This window comes from Silvibacterium bohemicum (assembly GCF_001006305.1).
In the GTDB taxonomy this organism is placed as follows: domain Bacteria; phylum Acidobacteriota; class Terriglobia; order Terriglobales; family Acidobacteriaceae; genus Silvibacterium; species Silvibacterium bohemicum.
The window spans coordinates 650,782-671,852 of the sequence record NZ_LBHJ01000012.1 but is presented as its reverse complement, the minus strand read 5'-3'; the positions used below and the strand labels follow the sequence as shown (position 1 = coordinate 671,852).

At 58.8% G+C, this 21,071-nt stretch carries 18 protein-coding genes; 9 read left to right on the top strand and 9 right to left on the bottom strand.

Annotated features, from left to right (window positions below):
* Positions 1–3: 3 nt before the first annotated feature.
* Positions 4–1,506 (top strand): DNA recombination protein RmuC, encoded by a 1,503-nt coding sequence (gene rmuC / locus XX99_RS19055; protein WP_231581497.1) that lies wholly within the window; start codon positions 4–6, stop codon positions 1,504–1,506.
* On the opposite strand, the gene XX99_RS19050 is transcribed toward rmuC, so the two are convergent.
* The 4 genes from XX99_RS19050 to XX99_RS19035 form a co-directional block, all read right to left on the bottom strand.
* Positions 1,507–1,725, bottom strand: coding sequence for a hypothetical protein (locus tag XX99_RS19050; RefSeq protein WP_050060949.1), 219 nt, complete (start codon positions 1,723–1,725; stop codon positions 1,507–1,509).
* Positions 1,726–1,779: 54 nt separating this feature from the next.
* A complete protein-coding gene (locus XX99_RS19045) occupies positions 1,780–2,355 on the bottom strand; it encodes an HIT family protein (protein ID WP_050060948.1) in 576 nt (191 codons plus the stop codon).
* Between the two features lie 309 nt (positions 2,356–2,664).
* The gene (metK, locus tag XX99_RS19040; protein WP_050060947.1) at positions 2,665–3,837 is read right to left on the bottom strand and encodes a methionine adenosyltransferase; all 1,173 of its coding nucleotides are present in this window, start codon (positions 3,835–3,837) and stop codon (positions 2,665–2,667) included.
* Between the two features lie 277 nt (positions 3,838–4,114).
* Complete coding sequence (locus tag XX99_RS19035; RefSeq protein WP_050060946.1) at positions 4,115–4,606, bottom strand: helix-turn-helix domain-containing protein; 492 nt, start codon at positions 4,604–4,606, stop codon at positions 4,115–4,117.
* A 351-nt stretch (positions 4,607–4,957) separates the two neighbouring features.
* Between XX99_RS19035 and XX99_RS19030 the strand changes: the two genes are divergently transcribed.
* The 4 genes from XX99_RS19030 to XX99_RS19015 all read left to right on the top strand — a co-directional run bounded on the left by XX99_RS19030 (position 4,958) and on the right by XX99_RS19015 (position 9,849).
* A complete protein-coding gene (locus XX99_RS19030) occupies positions 4,958–6,073 on the top strand; it encodes an ABC transporter permease (RefSeq protein ID WP_050060945.1) in 1,116 nt (371 codons plus the stop codon).
* A 163-nt stretch (positions 6,074–6,236) separates the two neighbouring features.
* A complete protein-coding gene (locus XX99_RS19025; RefSeq protein ID WP_050060944.1) occupies positions 6,237–7,805 on the top strand; it encodes an ArnT family glycosyltransferase in 1,569 nt (522 codons plus the stop codon).
* Positions 7,806–7,949: 144 nt separating this feature from the next.
* The gene (locus tag XX99_RS19020; protein ID WP_050060943.1) at positions 7,950–8,870 is read left to right on the top strand and encodes a DUF5715 family protein; all 921 of its coding nucleotides are present in this window, start codon (positions 7,950–7,952) and stop codon (positions 8,868–8,870) included.
* 79 nt (positions 8,871–8,949) lie between these two features.
* Positions 8,950–9,849 carry a CPBP family intramembrane glutamic endopeptidase gene (locus XX99_RS19015; RefSeq protein WP_050060942.1) on the top strand — a complete coding sequence of 300 codons (900 nt, stop codon included), beginning with the start codon at positions 8,950–8,952 and terminating at the stop codon, positions 9,847–9,849.
* A gap of 25 nt (positions 9,850–9,874) precedes the next feature.
* On the opposite strand, the gene XX99_RS19010 is transcribed toward XX99_RS19015, so the two are convergent.
* The 3 genes from XX99_RS19010 to gyrA form a co-directional block, all read right to left on the bottom strand.
* The gene (locus tag XX99_RS19010; RefSeq protein ID WP_156186075.1) at positions 9,875–10,585 is read right to left on the bottom strand and encodes a CPBP family intramembrane glutamic endopeptidase; all 711 of its coding nucleotides are present in this window, start codon (positions 10,583–10,585) and stop codon (positions 9,875–9,877) included.
* Positions 10,586–10,665: 80 nt separating this feature from the next.
* Entirely contained in the window at positions 10,666–11,079 is a 414-nt protein-coding gene (locus XX99_RS19005) for a GlcG/HbpS family heme-binding protein (RefSeq protein ID WP_050060940.1), read from the bottom strand.
* 183 nt (positions 11,080–11,262) lie between these two features.
* A complete protein-coding gene (gene gyrA, locus XX99_RS19000) occupies positions 11,263–13,935 on the bottom strand; it encodes a DNA gyrase subunit A (RefSeq protein ID WP_050060939.1) in 2,673 nt (890 codons plus the stop codon).
* A 268-nt stretch (positions 13,936–14,203) separates the two neighbouring features.
* On the opposite strand from gyrA, the gene XX99_RS18995 reads away from it, so the two are divergent.
* From XX99_RS18995 to XX99_RS18980, 4 genes are all read left to right on the top strand, one after another.
* The gene (locus XX99_RS18995) at positions 14,204–15,379 is read left to right on the top strand and encodes a Fic family protein (protein WP_231581496.1); all 1,176 of its coding nucleotides are present in this window, start codon (positions 14,204–14,206) and stop codon (positions 15,377–15,379) included.
* Between the two features lie 21 nt (positions 15,380–15,400).
* Complete coding sequence (locus tag XX99_RS18990) at positions 15,401–16,570, top strand: hypothetical protein (protein ID WP_050060938.1); 1,170 nt, start codon at positions 15,401–15,403, stop codon at positions 16,568–16,570.
* Between the two features lie 74 nt (positions 16,571–16,644).
* Positions 16,645–17,679, top strand: coding sequence for a Holliday junction branch migration DNA helicase RuvB (ruvB, locus tag XX99_RS18985; RefSeq protein ID WP_050060937.1), 1,035 nt, complete (start codon positions 16,645–16,647; stop codon positions 17,677–17,679).
* Positions 17,680–17,712: 33 nt separating this feature from the next.
* On the top strand, positions 17,713–18,267 hold the full coding sequence (locus XX99_RS18980; RefSeq protein WP_050060936.1) for a thioredoxin family protein: 555 nt from the start codon (positions 17,713–17,715) through the stop codon (positions 18,265–18,267).
* Between the two features lie 52 nt (positions 18,268–18,319).
* Here the strand turns inward: XX99_RS18980 and galU are convergent, their stop codons facing one another.
* Positions 18,320–19,195, bottom strand: a complete 876-nt coding sequence (galU, locus tag XX99_RS18975) for a UTP--glucose-1-phosphate uridylyltransferase GalU (protein ID WP_050060935.1) — start codon at positions 19,193–19,195, stop codon at positions 18,320–18,322.
* A 117-nt stretch (positions 19,196–19,312) separates the two neighbouring features.
* Complete coding sequence (locus tag XX99_RS18970) at positions 19,313–21,067, bottom strand: DUF885 domain-containing protein (protein WP_050060934.1); 1,755 nt, start codon at positions 21,065–21,067, stop codon at positions 19,313–19,315.
* Positions 21,068–21,071: the final 4 nt, after the last annotated feature.

Here is a 21,071-nt window from a genome sequence, read left to right as displayed (position 1 = left end):
TGGATGGTAATCGCGCTCGCGGCTGCGGGACTGGCCGCATTGCTGGCGTGGCTGGCGGCAAAGGCGGCCACTGGGCAGCGCGCTGAGGGTTTAGCCGCAGAAGTGTCCCAGAAGTCCGCCGCGCTCGATGCGGTGATGCGCGAGAAATCCGCGGCAGAAGCGAACTGGAACGAACGCGATGCGAAACAGCGCTCCGAAATTGCCAGGCTGGAGGCCGGAAACAGCCATTTACAGCAGCGAGTCGAGGCCCTGCAGAGCGAATGCACCAGCAATGAGTCGCTTAAGGATCAGCTGCGTGGGGACATTTCGGGGCTCAAATCGACGGTCGCAGAGCTTACGGCTAAGTTTGAGGCAGAAAAGAACGCATCGCAGGAGAAGCTTACGGTGCTGACCTCGGCCCGGAAAGAGCTTTCAGATCAATTCGAGGCTCTCGCCAACCGCATTCTGGACGAGAAATCGAAGAAATTCACCGATCAGAACGAGGCGAATCTGGGCAATCTGATTAAGCCGCTCAAGGAGAAATTCGGCGAATTCCAGACCAAAGTCGAGAGCCTGGAGAAAGACGGCCTCACCGGCCGGACCGAGCTGAAGACTCAGATTGAGCAGCTTCGCACGCTGAACGAGCGGCTTTCGCAGGACGCGACCAACCTGGTGAGCGCGCTGCGCGGCTCGTCCAAGACCCAGGGAGACTGGGGCGAGTTAGTGCTCGAGAGCATCCTCGAATCTTCCGGATTGCGCAAAGGGTACGAATATCGCGTACAGGAAAGCTTCACGCGCGAGGATCGGACGCGGGCGCGGCTAGACGTGATCCTGGATTTGCCGGAAGGACGGCACCTGGTGCTGGACTCCAAGGTGTCGCTCAACGACTACAACGACGCCTGCAGCGCAGTGGAGGACTCCCTGCGCGATGCCGCATTGGGCCGCCATCTGACTGCGGTGCGGACGCATATCCGCGACCTCTCGAAGCGCGACTACCACGCCCTTTACAGCCTCAACTCGCTGGATTTCGTGATCATGTTCGTCCCCATCGAGCCGGCATTCATCGCCGCCATCGGCCGGGACAACAAGCTGTGGCAGGAGGCCTGGGAGAAGAGCGTCCTACTGGTGAGCCCCAGCACGCTACTGTTTGTACTCCGCACCGTTGCCCAACTGTGGAGACAAGAGCAACAGACCAAAAATGTGCAGGAGATCGTCCGGCGTGGCAGCGAACTTTATGACAAGCTCGCCGCCTTCGCCAAAGATCTAACCGATGTCGGCAAAAGCCTGGACGCAGCGCGGAGCAGCTACGACGACGCGTACAAGAAGCTGGCTCAGGGCAAGGGCAACGCCATCCGCCAAGCAGAGATGCTGAAAGAGCTAGGGGTGAAACCGGTGAAGTCCCTTCAGCAATCGCTGCCTCCAAAGCTGGCCGGGCTAGCCTTTCAGGATGAACAGGACGGGAGTGATGACGGCCTGAGCCTGGCTGCCAAAAGCGATGAGGAGACAGCGTTAAATCGCCGCGAGTAGCTATTTCTCGTCGTTCGTCGTGAACGAGCCAGTCGCATGCTGGCCGGGCGCCTCTTGCGGATGCCGCTCCGAATCTTTGGGATCTTTGTTTACGACCGCGCGGTGTGTTGCCTGGCCGGCTTGACGGGGATCTGGGGGCTCTACGGGCTGCACGCTGGGCTGGGGCTGATTTTTGGCCTGTTCCTCAGCCGGCTCCTGCTGTTTCGCTGCTTCCGCCATGAATGACTCCTCCGTGCTTCTCCACCGTTGGATGCACAGGGCAGAGATGGCGCGTTAGCTTCCCGGGGCGATACGGAAGGCTTGGCGCAGGCGCTGCCAGGTCACTGAGAGATCTTCGGGAAGGACGCGGCTTTCGGCTACCACAGTCATGAAGTTGGTATCTCCAGCCCAGCGCGGCAGCGCATGCAGGTGAAGGTGTTCGGCCACTCCCGCTCCCGCCGCCTTCCCCAGATTCAGTCCAAAATTAAATCCGTGGGGATGGTAGACCTCTTGGAGCGCCAGCTCGCAGCGCTGGGCCAGATCGGCCATCTCGTGCGCGGTCTCCCGGTCGAGCACGGCAAGCGACGACCTGTGAGCATACGGGACGATCATGACGTGTCCGGCATTGTAGGGATAGCGGTTGAGACAGACGAAGTTGAACTCGCCGCGATCGACGATGCCGGCTACGCGCTCGGCCTCATCCACAGCCATGCCTTGGGTGATGGCGTAGTCGGCGGCGGCGATGATGTTGCAGAAGACGCAACCCTCGTCTCCAGGCCACGCGCTCAGCTCCTCGGGAACGCCCTTGCGCGCGTTCTTTTGCTCATCGGTGACATAGGCATAGCGCCAGGGAGTCCAGAGATGGTCCATGGATAGAGATTAGCTAAAGTCCGGGTGGCTAAAAAGCGGACAGCTAAAAAACGGGTAGCTAAAGTCCGGTTGGCGGTAAGACGGCGAGACAGGCTGCACGGAAGGAAACCTGAGCTTGGGGGGGCCTCATTTTGACGACCGCAGAAAGGAAGAATTCCGGCGATGCTTTGGTCAAACAACACTTGGAATGGCTCTACACATCGCACTTCGCTAAAAAAAACAAGGCAGACTCCGAAGAGCCTGCCTTGTTTTGCTAACCGTTTCTTTGCTAACTGCTTTTAGCTGACCGGACTTTTAGCCAGCCGCTTCTTAGCGACCCGCCTTTTCGCTAACCGCCGCCTGTTCCTTCAGAGCAGCTGCCTTGTCCGTTAGCTCCCAGCCGAAGTCGGCTTCGTTGCGGCCGAAGTGGCCGTAGGCTGCCGTCTTGCGGTAGATGGGCCGACGCAGGTTCAGGCTCTCGATGATGCCCTTGGGCGTCAGCTTGAAGTTGTCGCGCACCAGCTTCTCGAGCTGCTCGGCCGGAAGCTTGCCGGTTCCGAAAGTGTCGACCAGTACGCTGACCGGCTCGGCCACGCCAATGGCGTACGCCAGCTGAACCTCGCAGCGCTCGGCCAGGCCGGCGGCAACGATGTTCTTGGCGATATAACGCGCCATGTAGGCAGCGGAGCGATCGACCTTTGTCGGATCCTTGCCCGAGAACGCGCCGCCGCCGTGACGGCCCATGCCGCCGTAAGTATCGACGATGATCTTGCGTCCGGTCAGGCCGGTGTCGCCCATGGGACCGCCGATGACGAAGCGTCCGGTGGGATTGATGTGGTACTTGGTGTTCTCATCGAGAAGATGCGCGGGCAGGACAGCCTGGATGACATGCTTCAGGATGTCGGCGCGAAGATCTTCGGTCGAGATGTTCTCGGCATGCTGGCTGGAGATGACCACGGCATCGATGCGGACCGGCTTGTGGTTCGCGTCGTACTCCACGGTGACCTGGCTCTTGCCGTCGGGACGCAGGTAGGGCAGCTTGCCGTTCTTGCGGACTTCGGTAAGGCGACGCGTGAGCTTGTGCGCAAGCGAGATCGCGGTCGGCATCAGCTCTTCGGTCTCGTTGCTGGCATAGCCGAACATCATGCCCTGGTCGCCGGCCCCGCCGGTATCCACGCCCATGGCGATGTCGCCCGACTGCTTGTTGATCGAGGAGATGACGGCGCAGGTGTTGGAGTCGAAGCCATACAGCGCGTTGTCGTATCCGATAGCCGCCACGACACCGCGGACCAGCGATTGGAAATCGACATAAGCGCGCGTGGTGATTTCACCGGCGATGACGACCAGACCGGTAGCGGTCAGGGTTTCGCAGGCTACACGGCTGTAGGGATCCTGCTCCAGGCAGGCATCGAGGATAGCGTCGGAGATCTGATCGGCGATCTTATCCGGATGCCCCTCAGTCACCGACTCTGACGTAAATAAAACTCTATTGCGTGCGGACAATACGGAGTTCCTCCAATTTGGGATGGCAACGGCTCGCGGAAACTCGTCTTCCGCATTGGCCGGATTGATTCACAGGTAGATTCCATGACTTGGAGAGAAATGACTGGCGGCCAGGAATCTGGAGTGGACATCCCGAAATCAACATCTGTTCGATGTTACAAGACCAGAGCTAACTGCGACAAAGGACTAAAGCGAATGGGCGAAACAAAATGGTCACCAGCGATTGGCTAGCTTGAACGGGGCAGAGGTGGGCAACTGTGGAAAGAGAAATGACGGGTCAATGCGGAAGACGGTGCGGAAGGTCGGCGGCGGCGGCAGAGACTTCCTGCGTACGAGGATGAGCAACTTGCGCCGACATCTTGTTGCTGACGTAATGCCAGACAAACCATCCCAGCACCGCGAGAAGGGTCAACAGGAGTGCGACTCCAGCCCAGCGGAGACGCTTGTTGGGGAGGTCGCCTACATTGGTGCGATTCTTGCCCACGTTTTCGGCGAATTCGATCCAGCTGGCGTCATCGTCCTTGAGCTGCCCGCTGCCTTGATAGGCAGCCATGAACCGCTCGACCCAGGCATCTTCGTCCAGGCCTACGACTCGCGCATACCCGCGCACGATTCCCTTGTTGAAGACTCCGCCGGGCAGACGCTGGAAGTTGCTGGATTCCAGAGCTTGCAAGTGGCTGCTGCTGATCTTCGTGGCCTCGCTGATGGCCTCCAGACCAATGCCCCGGCTTTCCCGTTCTCTCCGTAACTCGGTGCCGAATTCAGACATGCTTCCGAACCTCACTACAAAAGGCAGAAGGGCAAGGATTTCAATGACTTACAGTAGATATATCGCCGGAGCCTGGGGGACGTCAAAGGAAAACTGCATAATTTCCCTTTATTTTCATATACCTACTGGATACTGCCTGCACCACCGGTGGTGCTTTTGTAACTCTGAATTCACATATCGGCAACTTCCGTCCGATATTTCTCATTTTGGTACACTCACCAGAGTGAGTGCAACTGAGGGGACTGATCTAATCGCTTCGATTAAAGCGTTAGCACCCCGGAATTCAGGGTTGTCGGACAGCTGTAAATGCTCCCTCCAACCGCTCATTTGTAGCCTGACTTCTATCCACTCATGAATAAACTGGTCATCGGCAACCTTCTTCACCGCCCTCTCCGCACGCTCATCAGCGTGGTGGCCGTAGCCATCGAAGTGGTGATGATTCTATCCATCGTGGCTGTCATGGTGGGCCAGGTCAGCAATGCCAGCCGCCAGACGGGCGGCATCGGCGCCGACATCATCATGCGCCCCCCAAACGCCAGTTTCATCAGCTCGGTGGGCGGCGCGCCGGTTCCGGCGAAGATTGCCGAGGTGCTGCGCAAGCTGCCCCATGTGGCAGTTGCTGCGCCCGCGATTACCGACTTCAATATGGCGGGCGGATTGGAGACGATCTGGGGGATCGACTTCCAGAGCTTCAATGCCCTGCGGCCCTTCGTCTTCCTCTCTGGCGGCCCCTTCACCGGCCCGAACGACGTCATGGTCGACGATCTCTACGCGCGCTCCGCGCCCAAGAACAGCGGACCAAGGGTAGTCGGCGCCACCATCCAGGTCTTGAATCATCCCTTTCGCATCAGCGGCATCGTCGAACACGGCAAAGGAGGACGCGTCTTTCTTCCCATCCGTACCCTTGGTGCGCTGATGGGGAGCGCGGACAATGCATCGCTCTTTTACATCAAAAGCGATGACCTGAAGAATCAGGACCTGATCCGCAACGAGATTCATGCCACGCCTGGCCTAAGCCAGTATCAGGTTCAGACAGTTCAGGAGTTCTTCTCGCAGATGACTCCCGACCACCTGCCGGGCTTCAATATCGCGCTGCGCGCCGTGATCGGCATTGCGGTCATCGTCGGCTTTCTGGTCATCTTCCAGTCGATGTACACCGCGGTTCTGGAGCGCACCCGGGAGATCGGAATTCTCAAATCGCTGGGCGCATCGAAGACCTATATCGTCAATGTCGTTCTGCGGGAAACGGCGCTGGTCACCATTGCGGGCATTATCGCTGGCATCCTCCTGGCGGAGGCGCTCAGGCTCATCATGGCTTATCGATTTCCTACCTTGCCCTTCCCCATCACTGCTGAATGGAGATTGCGCGGAGCGGTGATCGCACTGGTCGGGTCCATCTTGGGTGCAATTTATCCAGCCTGGAAGGCGGCACGGAAAGATCCCATCGACGCTTTGGCCTACGAATAAGGCCACGTCTGCGGGCTTTCCGTTGTGACGGTTATCATCATTTCTATACTTCAATAAAGTGACTGTCGTTCACTGGCATTGCCCCTTGCCTTGCTCCGGAACCCCATCGGGAACCGCTACTTCTGCCGACGTTCGTGTTCGTTATCAAGAGAGCCAGAGTGCAATGAAGCGGAAGCAGCTCGTCCAAAATCTGGGCTGGTGCCTGTGGATCGCGGCGATCGTGGTGATTGCCGCGGTGCACGCGGTCCATCTGCGCGCCGATTTTCCCAACTACTCGCCTTGGATGGACTACTCGAAATACACAGACGAGGGATGGTACGGCAAAGCGGCGATCGAGCACTACGTGCTTGGGTCGTGGTATGTGCGCGGCGATTTTAATCCCTCGGTCGCGCTCCCTGTTCTGCCTGCGCTGGAGTGGATCGTGTTTCACTTCACCGGCGTGAGCCTGGTGGGTGCGCGCTTGCTCGTGCTGGCGGCGTTTGCGCTAAACCTGGTGCTGGCTTACGGAATCGTGCGCACACAAGCCTCGCGATGGATAGCGTTGCTGGCGCCGAGCCTGCTCGCGGTCAACGCATTTTTATACGCCTTCAGCCGCCTGGCCATCCTCGAGATGCTGCTGATCCTATTTCTGCTGGCGTCGTGGCTGCTTGCGCTGCGGCTGCCAAAGACGGTGAATGAGGTAAGCAGGATTGCTCTGCTGTCCGCCATCGGGCTTCTGCTCTGCCTGATGGTTTGGAGCAAAACCACAGCGATCTTCGTGGCGCCGTCGACGCTGCTGCTTATCTGGCACGCTTATGGTTACAGATTCCGAGCCGGCTGCAAGGCCATCTTTGTAACTCTCCTGGCCGCCGTTCTGCCCTGGAGCGCGTATTACCTGCTGTGCGTACGTCCGCACTATGCCTTCGATTACCACTATCTCTTTGCGGCCAACGAATGGGTGCAGCCACCGACGCTGATGGGACGTCTCGCTGCGTTCTGGTACGCGCTGCATGGATCGCTGTGGATCGATCCGTGGCTGTGCCTGCTGGCGCTGTTTCTCATCGCGCTCTCCGTAGTATTCTTTCGCGCCATCTGGAAGAATCCGGTCTTCACCGCGTCTTTGCTGGCCATTGCCGGCTACATCTTCTTCATCGGCTGGCATAACAATATGCAGCCGCGCTATTACCAGGTCATCGCCTTTCCTGTGGTATTCATCGTCGCTCTAAGCCTCGACACTCTGCTTCTAACAAAACATGCGGACGGTATTACGGGGAAACTACGGCTGCCGCTGGCGATCGCGTGCATTGGCGTCGCTGCAATTTCCTCGGTGCGAAATCTGAACGAAGTCGTCTATTGGACCGGGCATCCGCAGTATTCCTGGATCTCAGCAGCGACTCAGATCACCCGTTACATCGACGAGCATCCGAACGGCAATCGTCTGCTGCTCTCGATCAGCGGTGACAACATCACGCTGGTGACGCACCTACCGGCCATCTGCGATGACTTCGGGACCTGGGACCTTCCGCTGCGGATTCATCACTATCAACCGGGGTGGTATGCGGCATGGAATGAGCTCGATCCTGGCACTCTGCAAGATCTTCATACGCAATATTCGCTGGAGCAGGTGGCGGTTTTTCATGCCTTCGACGATCCGGATCGCAACCAATTGGTGCTTTATAAGCTGCATCCTCTGCCTCCCAACCAGCAGCACTATGACGAAGCCTTCGAAGAAGCCGGCAACGCGGGCAGATGAACGGGCCGCTTATACAAATCCTGGCCTGAATCCCCCAAATTGGGGAACGCGTGAACCCGAATGGCTACTTTTCTTTTCGGAATGGGTTCAGTAGGCTAAAGAAGCTCTGAACGGCTTTTACCGCGACCGGCTTTTGGGTCCCTCATGCGTAGTTTTCGTCTCATTGCTGTATCTGCTCTGGTTGTGCTGCTGAGCGGGCTTGCACCCTTAGCGCTCGCGACCGTGTCGCATCCGGAGACATACCACCGGCATGCACGGCACCTGCAGGCCGCGTCCTCCGCTCGCCATGCGGGCACTCGGAGTCGATCGCGGCGCCCGGCATCGGTTTGTCGCACACGTCAGCAGCTCCCGGTTCGCGGCTCGAGACGACGCGGCGCAGCGCTGATTGCTGCGCACCGGCATGCCGCTCCCATTGCTCCACAGAAGATAGAGGTAGCGACGACGATTCCAACTGCTCCGTTGAAGCACTGGGTGATTCTGCCTCCGCTCACCGGCTCGCATCAGTCGCTGGTGCGGCAGAACGTGCGGACCGTGGCGGACGGCCTGGAGCGTATTGAGGACGACGCGCAGCTCAATGAGTTGCGGCGCGAACGAGCGCTAGTGCCGGTGCCGGTAAGCGCGCAGCTGCACATCAACGAAGGATTGCCGATGAACCGGCGTTATTGCCGCCCGTGGACGGCGCAATTCCTCGCCGATCTGGCGAGAGCGCACACTACACGCTTCCGCCGCAGCCTGCAGGTGAACTCCGCAGTGCGGACGGTCGAATATCAGCGCTATCTGATGGAAGTCAACGGCAATGCAGCGGCCGCCGACGGCGATATCGCCTCCCCGCACCTCACCGGCGCGGCCGTGGATATTGCCAAGAAAGGCCTCTCCACTTCGGAAGTCTCGTGGATGCGCGCTTATTTGTTGCCGCTGGAGCAGGCCGGAAGGATCGACGTCGAGGAAGAGTTCTACCAGGCCTGCTTTCACGTCACCGTGTATAAGTCCTATACGCCGGCGCCCAATCCTGGAATGCCGAGATATCGGGCAGGCTCTACTCTGCTTGCGGAGCGCGTGAAATAAGGAGTCTTCCGTGCGGCTACGTTCAACGTTCGATCTCCATTTGACAACTTTAGTGAGCGATTGGCTTTAAGATCGACCGGTGACCACTTTAGTATTACCTGCATGGACGACAGTAGCCGGTGGTGCCCTTGCTTTGGCTCCGGTGCTGTGGTTCGGCTTCAACAGCGAACGACTACAGGCATGGCCCTCTGACCGCAAAGCGGCTTCGTCCGCAATCCAATTGGCATTGCCAGCGCTGCTCTGCGTGCCCTATACCGTCGTCACCGCTCCGCTGGGAATGTTTCATTGGAAGTGGTTCTTGCTCTATGCATTTCTGCCGGTGTTGATCGCCGGGGTCCTGATGCTGGTCACAAGGCTGGATCCGGAGCAGCGCGGGCATTGGCTGGAGTTCGTTGTCCTGCTCACGCTGGGGCTGACCGTCGACCTTCGCTGGTTTGACAACGCCTGGCCACGGCACCTGGATGCGTTCAATAAGATTCTTCTGCTGGATGCAGGACTCTACGCGTTTCTCATCATACGGCGGTTGACCGGCGTAGGCTTCGATCTGCGTCTGCGGCGGGATGACTGGAAGATTGGCCTTCGCGAATGGGCCTTTTACGTGCCGATCGCCCTCTCGCTCGGTTTAGCGGTGGGATTTCTCCACTGGCATCGCCACCTGGAGCGAGCCTGGATGGCGCCTCTGATCTGGATAGGCATCTTCTTTGTGGTCGCGCTGCCCGAGGAGATCTTCTTTCGCGGCTGGATGCTGAATCTATTGGAGCGCAGGCTGGGACGGACGGCGGCGTTGATCATCACGTCCATTGTCTTTGGGCTGGCGCATTTCAATAAACGGACGACTTCGTTCAACTGGCGCTATGTGCTTCTTGCGGCCATCGCCGGCATCTTCTATGGGCGAGCCTGGAGTAAGCAGCGGCGCTCGAGTGCATCTGCGATTACGCATGCGTCCGTGGATACGATATGGGGCGTGTTGCTGCGGTGAGCCCGCAACGCCGATATCGTCCGCATCAGGGCTGATGGGGATGAAGATATCTTGCTGGGGGATGGTAGTGGAGATAGCCGATCCCCACGCGCATGTGCCGCTGGATGTGGTTTGGCACTGTGATGGCCACGCCGATTCCCAGGATGGCGTGGGCGATTCCCAGAGTGTAGAGGTTGCGATAGCGCAGAAATAAAGCGCACGCGATGAATCCCCATATCAGCGTGAGGACAACGAGGATCGGATTGGGAATATGCGCGAGGGTGAAGAGCGCGGTGGCTCCGGCTGCCGCGACCCATCGATTGGAGAATAGACGCAGGAAGCGGCCGAGGAAATAATCCTGCAAGAGAAATTGCTGCACCAGAGCCCAGAGGATGTATCCGGTGAAGTGGAAGTCGAGAGAAACGCGGCCCAAGTGACGATGCAGGGTATGAGCGTGCCACGCAACAGCGATGGAAATCGCGGCGAGCAATGCGGCAAGGCCCACGACCCATAGCGAACGCAGGAATCCTTCGCCGGTGAGTCCGAGCGCTGCCGGTTTTTCACGGCGCAGAACAGTCACCGCAATCAGAACAATGATGGCAATCCAATAAAGGATGCGCTGCGCGGGATTGGGCGTCCAAATGACGGCGAGGATCAGACCATAACCGAGAGTGAGTTCGAAGATGTCGCGACGGCGTGAGACATGCCGCTCTGCGCCAGAGCGATTCTCCACCATCACGGTTTCCGGGCGGGTCATGCTTACTTTGACGGGCCGGCACATCGGCTGGACGCGGCAGAATGAAGGTTCATTCCACCGCGTGTTGGCCAATGGGAAGGTTAGAGAGCCGCTGCGCCGGCTTCGGCTACCGCGTGGTCCTGATCGCCCGATCCACCGCTAACACCAATGGATCCGATCACCTTGTCGCCCTTCTTCAGCGGAATGCCGCCCGCGAAGATCATGATTTTTCCATCGTTCGATGCGTGAATGCCGAAGAACTGGCTGCCAGACTGCGAATGAGGGGCGAGATCCTTGGTGGCGATGTCGAAGGCCCGCGAAGTGAAGGCCTTCTTGATAGAGATATCGACGGAGCCGATCCATGCCCCGTCCATGCGGACATGGGCGACGAGATTGCCGCCCGCGTCAGCAACAGCAATGTTCATAGGCTGGCCGATCTCGGCGGCTTTCTTTTCGGCAGCGGCGATAATGCGGCGCGCGTCTGCGAGGTTCACGGTTTCTACGGATGTTGGCATGAGTTCTCCTATGCTTTTGTTAAATGTTCAAGTGGGTCGTTGACCAGAAAGCAGACTAGCATCTGCCGATTAAGATCCGTACAGGCGTCGCGACGCAAATGCCGCGCGAAATCCCTGCAAAGGAAGGGATGCTGCGAGGAAAGAAAAAGGCGCTGTTGCCAGCGCCCTTCCTTTTGATATTGCTTACTGCAGCAGCGTTCCGTTCTCCGGCTCGATCTTGGCTTCCTCGGGCGGGATGACGACGGCTGCGGCGACCTTGTCGTCTTCCTCGAGGTTGAGCAGCTTGACGCCTTGCGTCGAGCGGCCCGCGGCGCGGATGGTCTTGGTGTCAATGCGGATGATCTTGCCGTATTGGCTGATGACCACCAGCTCCGATGTGTCGTCGACGAGTAGGATCGACGTGACCTTGCCGTTGCGCGTGGTGGTCTTGACGTTGATGACGCCCTTGCCGCCGCGCGTCTGGAGACGGTACTCATCGACGTCAGTACGTTTCCCGAAGCCGTTGTCGGTGACGCTGAGAATCAGGCAGGCGCAGTCAATGCCTTCCCCATCTTTCCTGCGCTCCTTCGGAGTAACGGCAATGCCCACCACGTAATCGTTCTTGCCAAGATCGACTCCGCGCACGCCATGGGCGGTTCGTCCCATGGATCGAACGTCGTTTTCGTCGAAGCGGATGGCCATGCCGTCGTGCGTGGCGATGAAGACAACCTGGTTGCCGTCGGTGATGCGAACACCGACCAGCTCATCCTCGTCGTCGATGCCGATGGCAATGATGCCGCGCGCCATAACGTTAGAGAAGTCCTTCAGCGGCGTCTTCTTGACCGTGCCTTTGCGCGTCGTGAAGAAGATGAACTTGCCTTCTTCCTCAAGATTGCGCAGGGCAAGGATGGTGCGCACATTTTCGCCGGGCTGCAGGTTGAGCAGGCTGGCCATCGACTTGCCCTTGCCGGCCGCTCCCACATCCGGAACCTCGTATACCTTGAGCCAGTAGACGCGTCCGGTATTGGTGAAGCAGAGCAGGTAGGCGTGCGTGGAGTCGATGATGAGCTGCTGCACGAAATCTTCCTCGCGCGTCTTCATGCCCAGCCGTCCGGTGCCGCCGCGGCGCTGCTGACGGTAGGTGGAAATAGGCGTCCGCTTCAGGTAGCCGGAGTGCGAGACGGTGACGGCAACCTGCTCATCGGCGATGAGATCTTCGAGCTGCAACTCGGCGGTCTCATCCAGAATCTGCGTGCGGCGCTCGTCGCCGTATTCCTTCTTGACGGCTTCGAGCTCTTTGACGATGACAGCGCGCAGCTTCTTCTCCGAAGCCAGGATCGATTCGTACTCGGCGATGTGCTCGCGAATCTCAGCCAATTCTTTGAGTAGTTCGTCGATCGAGAGCTGAGTGAGGCGATAGAGCTGCAGTTCGAGAATTGCGTCGATCTGACGGTAGCTGAGGGTCAGCGTGGCGGTAACGATGGTCGCCGGATCGATGTTGTACTTTGCCGGATCGAGCGTGACGCCCGCCAGAGCCTGATCGCGGACGGTGATGGTGCGTCCGGAGAAGAACTGGAAGAGGTTCTCGCGCGCATCGGCGCGGGAGGACGATCCGCGGATGATCTTGATGACGTTGTCGAGATGGTCGAGCGCAATCTGGTAGCCAAGCAAGATATGCTCACGCTCGCGCGCCTTGCGCAGCTGATAGGCCGTGCGGCGGCGCACCACATCGATGCGGTGATCGAGGAAATGCCGGATCGCGTCGGGGAGCGAAAGCTCCTTCGGCTGACCGTTAATCACGGCCAGGAAGATCATGGAGAAACCTTCCTGCATCTGCGTGTGCTTGTAGAGCTGGTTGAGCACGATCTGTGCTTCGGCTCCGCGCTTGAGCTCGATCATGATGCGCATGCCGTCGCGGTCGCTCTCGTCGCGAACGTCGGAGATCTCGTCGATGATCTTGTCGTTCACCAGCGCAGCGATGCGCTCGATCAGCTTCGACTTGTTCACCTGATAGGGGATCTCGCTGACGATGATCGCCTGGCGTCCCTGGGGCATGTTCTCGATGGCGCACTTGGCGCGCATGAGGAAGCGGCCGCGGCCGGTCTTGTAGGCCTGCGCGATGCCGCTGCGTCCGTAGATGAATCCGCCGGTCGGGAAATCCGGACCCTGCACGTGCTTCAGCACTTCGAGGAGGCCGGCCTGCGGATTATTGATCATCTCGATGGCGGCGTTCACAACCTCGGTGAGATTGTGCGGCGGAATGTTTGTCGCCATGCCCACAGCGATGCCGCTCGATCCGTTAACGATGAGGTTGGGGATACGGGTGGGCAGGACGGTAGGTTCAAATGTGGACTCGTCGTAGTTAGGCGTGAAGTCGACGGTCTCCATCTCGATGTCGGCCAGCAGATCGCCGGCTACCTTCATCAGGCGGCATTCGGTATACCGCATGGCCGCGGGCGGGTCGCCGTCGACCGAGCCGAAGTTGCCCTGTCCATCGATCACCGGATAGCGCATGCTGAACGGCTGCGCCAGACGCACCAGCGTGTCGTAGATGGCCGAGTCGCCGTGCGGGTGATACACACCCATGGCCTGTCCTACGACCTTGGCGCACTTGGTGTACTTCTTGTTATGCTGCAGGCCCATCTCGTGCATGGTGTAGAGCACGCGGCGGTGAACGGGCTTGAGCCCATCGCGGGCGTCGGGCAAGGCGCGGCCGATGATGACCGACATCGAATAGTCGAGGTACGACCGGCGCATCTCGTCTTCGATATTGATCGGAATGAGATTGGCGGCGCCGGTGGGACCGGTCGAACCATTGGGGCCATCGCCATTGTTGCCGTCGCCGAGGGGAAGCTGAGGGTTCTGATCGTCTGCCATAGTTGATTGGGGTCAGGGCGCAGACTGTTTTCATCCGATGAAGAGCTGGGAAGAATGAGTTACGAAGAGAGCCTGCGGAAAATGACCTAAATCTATGATACTGCTTTAGTTAGTCCGCAGCAATGGCGGTTTGGCCAATGGATTCAGGAGTTTGCCGCCCACACTATCGTGTCATCTCGAATTTTGTTCGAAGCGGTCTTGAGAGCCCCTGATTAAAGATCGTTACTTAAGGGTGAGCTTATTTAAGAATTTCTCTTTTTTTTAAATTATGCTTAGCTTCATGCTGCGAGGCCTTCAAGGAAAACACTCCATTCAATTCCGTGGCAAGCCAGAAAGCTATTTGGCTTTTGTTCCAGCATCGCTGCCCCCGGCGCCTGCACTGGAATGGAATGCGCGCATCCGCCATGCGCTTTCAAGAGCGGACAGCATGATCGGCAGGTTGGATGGAATAGGACAAATCCTTCCGGATACCAATCTGTTCATTTCTATTTATAGCCGTAAGGAGGCAGTCCTTTCCTCGCAGATCGAGGGAACGCAATCGACCTTATCCGAGCTGCTGCTGTTCGAAGCTGACCAGTCATCCACAGAACATAGGCTGGATATTCTCGAGATTTCGAACTATCTGGCAGCAATGCGCCATGGCCTGAAACGCCTTGGCGGGGGGTTTCCGCTCTCGCTGCGACTCATTCGCGAGATGCATCAAAAACTTCTTCATACTGGCCGTGGGAGCGATAAGACTCCGGGCGAATTTCGCACATCTCAGAACTGGATTGGAGGCAGCGGCCCGAGCAATGCCACGTACATACCACCCCCGGTCACGGAAATGCAAGAATGCCTGAACCGATTCGAGCAGTTTCTACACGACGGCGCCAAGGATTTCCCACCTCTTGTGCAGGCGGCGTTGCTGCATGTTCAATTTGAGTCCATCCATCCTTTTCTTGACGGCAATGGAAGGCTCGGCCGTCTGCTTGTGACCCTGCTGCTGGTGGAGCGGGGCGTCCTGGCTGAACCTCTGCTTTATCCTTCCCTCTATCTCAAACAGAACCGGGACACTTACTACAGGCTGTTGCAGCAGGTACGTATGGAGGGTGACTGGGAGCTTTGGGTTGAATTTTTTCTGGATGCGATTGCAACTACCGCAGAATCGGCGGTTAAGATGGCCAGAAAAATTCTGGACTTGTTCGATGAAGACGAGCAGAAAGTCCGTGGAAAAGGAGCGCGCGGAGCCTCGGCACTGGCGGTTTTGCGGGCCATGCAGGCAAGGTCTGTGTCCGTTCCTCCCATGCTTGTCGAACAAACGCAGCTCAGCATGCCGACCGTGCTTCGTGCCGTAGAGGAATTGCGTGCCATGGGCATCGTACAAGAGATCACTGGCCGGGAGCGCGGGCGTATCTACCGGTACACGAGATATGTAAATCTCGTGAACGAAGGGACCGAGCTTTAAACGTTACACTTGCCTAGAACGATGCCTCCTTCGACCCACCGAATCCGCAAATTTCGATTCAATCGTCCGCAACAGTACGCTGCCGTCCTGCTCGGCCTTTTACTAGCGCAATGCCTGTGGGTGGCATGGCATCGGACGCTCTCCGAAGACGATTACCAGTACGCGCGCTGCGGCCGGGAGATGTGGGAGAGGCCCTCGCCGCTGGCGGGGTACTTCACCAGCTGCGGCAACATCCACGATGGCACCCTGGCCTACAGGGCAGCGGGATTGCCTCTGACGCTGCAGCGCATTCTCGCCGGCCAGGCAGCATCCACCTCGACCTGGGAGATGCGGCACGAGGTCAGCTCTATCGGCGTGCTGATGCGCATACCATTTATTTTCGCGGCGCTGGCTCTCGGCGCTTGCCTTTGGTGGGTCACTCGACGGCTCTATGGCAATACGGGAGGCTACGTCGCGCTCGCTCTCTACTGCTTTGCGCCGCCGGTCATTGCGGCGGCCACCGATCCGAACAACGAGATCTGGGCAGCCTTCGGCCTCTTCGCCGCCGTGTACACAGCCATTGGCGTGTCGCATGCGATGCAGGGGCCGCGCAAGAAGTGGCGTCCGCGCATCGTGTTGTTGACGGTAGTGCTGGGATTCACTGCCGCCGCCCATGTCTCAGCATTTGCGCTGGCGCTCGCACTGACGGTCATTTTCATGGCCTATCTCGCCGAGGGCAAGCGGGCCTACCTTCCCACGCTGCTGATCGTCTGGGTGCTGGGATCGATGTTCATCCTGTTTGCCTCGTATGCCTTCCACCCGGATGCCTTCAGCTACGTCTTCCGCAGCGAGGCGGCGAAAATCGGCTTCTCGCTGGAGCCGGCGAAGACCTTCTTCGGCTCATTGACGAACGCCGGCATCGCCATCTCTTCGGCCGGTGCGCTAGGGCTCTATCTCGCCATGCCGCGATCGCGCTACTTCGGCAACACGGCGCCGCTCGTCGTGGCTGCACTGCTCCTGTTGATGATCACCACCGGCATCCAGACCGAGATGTGGCTCTGGTCGCTGCCCTTCCTGCTGGCTTTTGTGGGCGGCGTCTTCGCCGATGTGCTGGAGTCGCAATATCGCCGCTGGTTTTTGTGGATCACCGGCGCTCTGCTGCTGGCGCAGGCAGCACTGTGCGTGGCCGGACTGCCCATACTTGCGCGGTGACGCCGCATCTCGCTCGCTATCGAACGCGAGCCGCGATTGCTTCACCCGTCCGCAGCCGGTAGACTCCGAGTGAAATGCCATCGCATAGCGACAATCCTGAGCGGCTGATTTCGGCCGCGCGCGCCGAGGATGAAAACTCGTTCGAGCTGAAGCTGCGCCCCAAGCGTCTGGCCGAGTTCATTGGACAGGAGAAGGCGAAGGAGCAGCTGTCCATCGCGCTCGAGGCCGCGCGTTCGCGGGGCGAGGCCATGGACCATGTGCTGCTCTTCGGCCCTCCAGGACTGGGCAAGACCACGCTGGCCACGATCATTGCGAACGAGCTGAATGTGGGATTTCAGCAGACCTCGGGCCCGGCGCTGCAGATTCAAGGCGATTTGACGGCGATTCTCACCAACCTGCGCGATCGCCAGGTGCTCTTTCTGGATGAAATACATCGACTGCAGCCGGTCCTCGAAGAAAAGCTTTACACCGCGCTCGAGGACTACAAGCTGGACATCATCATCGGGCAGGGACCGGCGGCCCGCACTCACGTGATGGACATCAAGCCCTTCACCTTCGTCGCGGCCACCACGCGGCCAGGCCTGCTGTCGTCGCCCCTGCGCTCGCGCTTCGGCATTCTGCTGCGGCTGGAGTTCTACTCCGACGACGATCTGCGCTTCGTGGTCGAGCGTTCGGCCGAGGTATTGGGCGTGCCCATCGACACGGACGGTGCGGCCGAGATTGCCATGCGCTCGCGGGGCACACCGCGTATCGCCAACCGGCTGCTGCGCCGGGTGCGCGACTACGCCCAGGTGCGCGGGTCGGGGAAGATCGATCGCGAGACAGCTGAGTATGCATTGAAGATGCTTGAAGTGGACGCGCACGGCTTCGACGAGCTTGACCGGCGGTTGCTGCTCACCATCATCGAAAAATACGACGGCGGCCCGGTGGGATTGAACACGTTGGCGGCCACGCTGGCCGAGGAGCAGGACGCGCTTGAAGAGGTCTATGAACCGTTTCTAATCCAGCATGGATTTTTGGACCGCACACCGCGCGGCCGAGTTGCAACAAGGCTGGCCTACGAACACTTCGGCCTGCCGCTTCCGCGCAAGCAGACGCCTCTGTTCTAAATTCCGCATCCAACCGCGTGAAAGGATTTTTCCATGGCTCGCACCGAATCATCGATGTTGAAACTGGGCACGGCGGCGCCGATTTTTGCATTGCCCGATGTTGCGACGGGAAAAGAGACGATCACCCTGGATGTTGCGGGCACCAAGGGCCTGCTGGTGATGTTTCTCTGCCGCCACTGCCCTTTCGTGAAGCATCTGGAGAAGGGGCTAGCGCAGCTCGGCAACGATTACGCCGGCAAGGGCGTGGGATTTGCTGCGATCAGCAGCAACGACGCTGCAGCCTATCCCGAGGATTCGCCCGAAAAACTTGCGCTCCAGGCCAAAGAGTTGGGACTGACCTTCAGTTATCTCTACGATGAGACGCAGGATGTGGCGCGCGCTTTCCATGCGGTCTGCACACCCGACTTCTTTCTCTTCGACCCGGCACTCAAGCTGGTTTATCGCGGGCAGTTCGACGACAGCCGGCCGGGAAACGGAATTCCGGTGACAGGGAAAGACCTGCGTGCGGCTCTCGATGCATTGATCGCAGGACAGCCGATCGATGCAGAGCAGAAGCCGAGCCTGGGCTGCAATATCAAATGGAAGTGATGGAAACGAATGGACGCCCCACATCCGGATCTCAGACGCGGGGCTTTGTGAACTAGAGAGAAAGTGACTTCAGGTATTCGCGAAAGGCCGGGCCAAGGTCCTTGCGCTTCAGAGCGAAATCAACCGTCGCCATCAGCATTCCTAATTTGTCACCAGCATCGTGACGAGTTCCCTCGAAATTGTAACCGTAGACTTTCTCTGTTTTGAGCAGCCCCTTGATCCCGTCTGTCAGCTGCAGCTCACCGCCGGCGCCGGGCTCGATCTTCTCCAGCAATTCAAAAATCGCAGGGGTAAGAACGTAGCGGCCGATGATGGCGTTCTTCGACGGTGCGTCTTCAAGCTTTGGCTTTTCAACCATGCCCTTTGCTTCGATGATGCGCGGATTGTCGGGCAGCGCTTTGCCGTCCATCACTCCGTAGGCCGAAATGCCGGGGCCGTCCACTTCCATGGTGGCGAGGATTGAGCTCTGCATCTTGTCGAAGACGTCGATCATCTGCTTCAGGCAAGGCGTAGGTCCATCGATCACGTCGTCGGGCAGGATCACGGCGAAGGGCTCGTCGCCTACCAGGTCCTTGGCCATGAGGACCGCGTGGCCGAGACCTTTTGCTTCCTTCTGGCGCACATACGAGATCTGCGCCATGTTCGAGACGCCGCGCGAGATTTCGAGCAGCTCTTTCTTGCCGCGCTTCTCGAGCGATGCTTCCAGCTCGAAGCTGACATCGAAGTGATCCTCGATCGACGTTTTGCCACGCGCGATGATGATGATGATGTGATCGCAGCCAGCGGCCAGCGCTTCTTCAACGCCGTACTGAATGATGGGCTTGTCGACGACAGCCAGCATTTCCTTGGGGATCACCTTGGTCGCGGGCAAAAAACGCGTGCCGAAACCTGCTGCGGGAAAGACTGCTTTGCGTACTTTCGTTTTCATCAAGGTCCTTTAGGGGGTTAGGATCGGCAGAAAACAACCATCCGGATCAAGTTTGACAGACGATTCGCTTCAGGCAAAGACGGGAAATGCAATCGCCCGCCGGCCTTGAGATGCAGTTTACAAGGTGGGCGAATCGTCGCCGAGCATTGCCCTACGAACGATTTTGATCGGAGCCCCGCCCTGGCGCATGAAGTCGTCGTGAAATTTCTGCAGCGAGAACGCCGCACCCTCTTTTTCCTGCATATCGGCGCGTAACTTCATGATCTGCAGCTTGCCCAGCGTGTAGTACAGATACGTCGGGTCCGAGGTTCCACGCTTGGTCTCGACATCGCCGATCGAGCGGGACTGATAGCCATCGGAGACGAAAAATTCGATCGCCTGGTCCAGCGACATCTGCCCGGTGTGCATCTTGATGCCGACGATGAACCGCGCGTCGCGCAGCAGCGCGTCCTGCAGCTGCCCCAGCCGAATGAGGTTTGACTCGCGCTCATCCGTCGCGCCTGTCCCCGGCTGCGCATAGCCTTCGTCCAGCATCATCTGCTCGCAGTAGTGGGCCCAGCCCTCCACGTTCGTGTTCGATGTGACCAGCTTGCGCACCTTGCTCAGGTCGGTGTGATTGACCCACAGGAACTGCACGTAATGGCCTGGATAGGCCTCGTGCACAGACGTGCTTACAATGGTGCCGACGTTAAATGCTGCCATGTGCTCGGCGACATGCTGCGGCGACCAGTCCTTCTCCGGCAGCGTGACGTTGAAATAAGCCGTCGTCGAGTGCGTCTCGAACGGTCCCGGAGGATCCATCGACGCCTGGGTCGTCGCCCGCATGAAAGGCGGCGTCTCCTCAAGCGTCGGCTGCACCTCGGAGGGGATGGTGATGATGTGATGCGACCGGATGAAACCAATCTCGCCGTCGAAGCGGTCATGAAAGGCCTGCAGCAGTTTGTCGGGGGCGGGATGAATCGTCGCCAGTTCGGCCAGAACCTCCTTCGGCGTCTTCGCTGCATCGACCTCGTGCGCAATGCGCTGGAATTCCGCTTGGTTCTTGTGCAGATCGGCGTAAGCGATGATCAATAGCTTGTCGAGCGGGGTGTCCACCATTTCGTCGTATTGCAGCTTCTTCGAGAACGTCTCCGCGCCGATCCTGAAATCTCCATTCGAACGCGGAAGCAGATCCGTCTTGATCCACTGCTCGTAGCTCTGCAGAGCGGCAATCACTGCGGCGTTCGTCTTGTGGAACTCCGTGATCGTGGCCTGATCCTTGGCATCCGCAAAGGCCTCAGGCACGTCATGCTGGAAGAAGCTGATCAGGCCCGGCAATTGCTCCAGCGCAATCTCCGTATAGATCTTTGGCGGATTCTTCAGATTCTTCCGCGCCTCGTCAAACACCGCCGGCATCAGCTTCTCGCGCGCGATTAACGAGCGCAGCCGCTCGTCAGGCGAGGCGAACTTTCGTTCCATCAGGACGAAGGCGCTGTTCGTGATGCCGCTCGAATAGTTGTCGGGATTCTTCTCCCATGCGCGAATGGTTTCAAGCGCAAGCAGATTGCCGCGGATGTTGTTGCGCACCATCGCCAGATCGCCCTGCGTGCTCAGATCCAGCTGCCCTGCGGGTACAGCGTCGAACTTCGCCTCGAAGCTGTGCAGCGCCGAGGCCTCCTGTTCAATGCTGGCCCGGCTGTAATTCTCCAGCTGGCTGTCGTACTGGTGCAGTCCCGCCATGGTTCCGAAGGTGGGCGCAAACTTGAAGGTCACCTGCTCAAAATACTGGTCGGCGAGGCTGCGGAAACTGACGGCAGCATCTTGCGCGTGCAGCAGGGGAGTGGCAGTCATCATGCCTCCAAGAAGAAGAGGAGTAATTAATCGAAGGTTCATCGCG

Excerpts from the sequence above, each read along its gene's own strand:
- rmuC (WP_231581497.1), top strand. The coding sequence starts at position 4 with ATGGTAATCGCGCTCGCGGCTGCGGGACTGGCCGCATTGCTGGCGTGG.
- XX99_RS19050 (WP_050060949.1), bottom strand. The coding sequence starts at position 1,725 with ATGGCGGAAGCAGCGAAACAGCAGGAGCCGGCTGAGGAACAGGCCAAA.
- XX99_RS19045 (WP_050060948.1), bottom strand. The coding sequence starts at position 2,355 with ATGGACCATCTCTGGACTCCCTGGCGCTATGCCTATGTCACCGATGAG.
- XX99_RS19035 (WP_050060946.1), bottom strand. The coding sequence starts at position 4,606 with ATGTCTGAATTCGGCACCGAGTTACGGAGAGAACGGGAAAGCCGGGGC.
- XX99_RS19030 (WP_050060945.1), top strand. The coding sequence starts at position 4,958 with ATGAATAAACTGGTCATCGGCAACCTTCTTCACCGCCCTCTCCGCACG.
- XX99_RS19025 (WP_050060944.1), top strand. The coding sequence starts at position 6,237 with ATGAAGCGGAAGCAGCTCGTCCAAAATCTGGGCTGGTGCCTGTGGATC.
- XX99_RS19020 (WP_050060943.1), top strand. The coding sequence starts at position 7,950 with ATGCGTAGTTTTCGTCTCATTGCTGTATCTGCTCTGGTTGTGCTGCTG.
- XX99_RS19010 (WP_156186075.1), bottom strand. The coding sequence starts at position 10,585 with ATGACCCGCCCGGAAACCGTGATGGTGGAGAATCGCTCTGGCGCAGAG.
- XX99_RS19005 (WP_050060940.1), bottom strand. The coding sequence starts at position 11,079 with ATGCCAACATCCGTAGAAACCGTGAACCTCGCAGACGCGCGCCGCATT.
- gyrA (WP_050060939.1), bottom strand. The coding sequence starts at position 13,935 with ATGGCAGACGATCAGAACCCTCAGCTTCCCCTCGGCGACGGCAACAAT.
- XX99_RS18995 (WP_231581496.1), top strand. The coding sequence starts at position 14,204 with ATGCTTAGCTTCATGCTGCGAGGCCTTCAAGGAAAACACTCCATTCAA.
- XX99_RS18990 (WP_050060938.1), top strand. The coding sequence starts at position 15,401 with ATGCCTCCTTCGACCCACCGAATCCGCAAATTTCGATTCAATCGTCCG.
- ruvB (WP_050060937.1), top strand. The coding sequence starts at position 16,645 with ATGCCATCGCATAGCGACAATCCTGAGCGGCTGATTTCGGCCGCGCGC.
- XX99_RS18980 (WP_050060936.1), top strand. The coding sequence starts at position 17,713 with ATGGCTCGCACCGAATCATCGATGTTGAAACTGGGCACGGCGGCGCCG.
- galU (WP_050060935.1), bottom strand. The coding sequence starts at position 19,195 with ATGAAAACGAAAGTACGCAAAGCAGTCTTTCCCGCAGCAGGTTTCGGC.
- XX99_RS18970 (WP_050060934.1), bottom strand. The coding sequence starts at position 21,067 with ATGAACCTTCGATTAATTACTCCTCTTCTTCTTGGAGGCATGATGACT.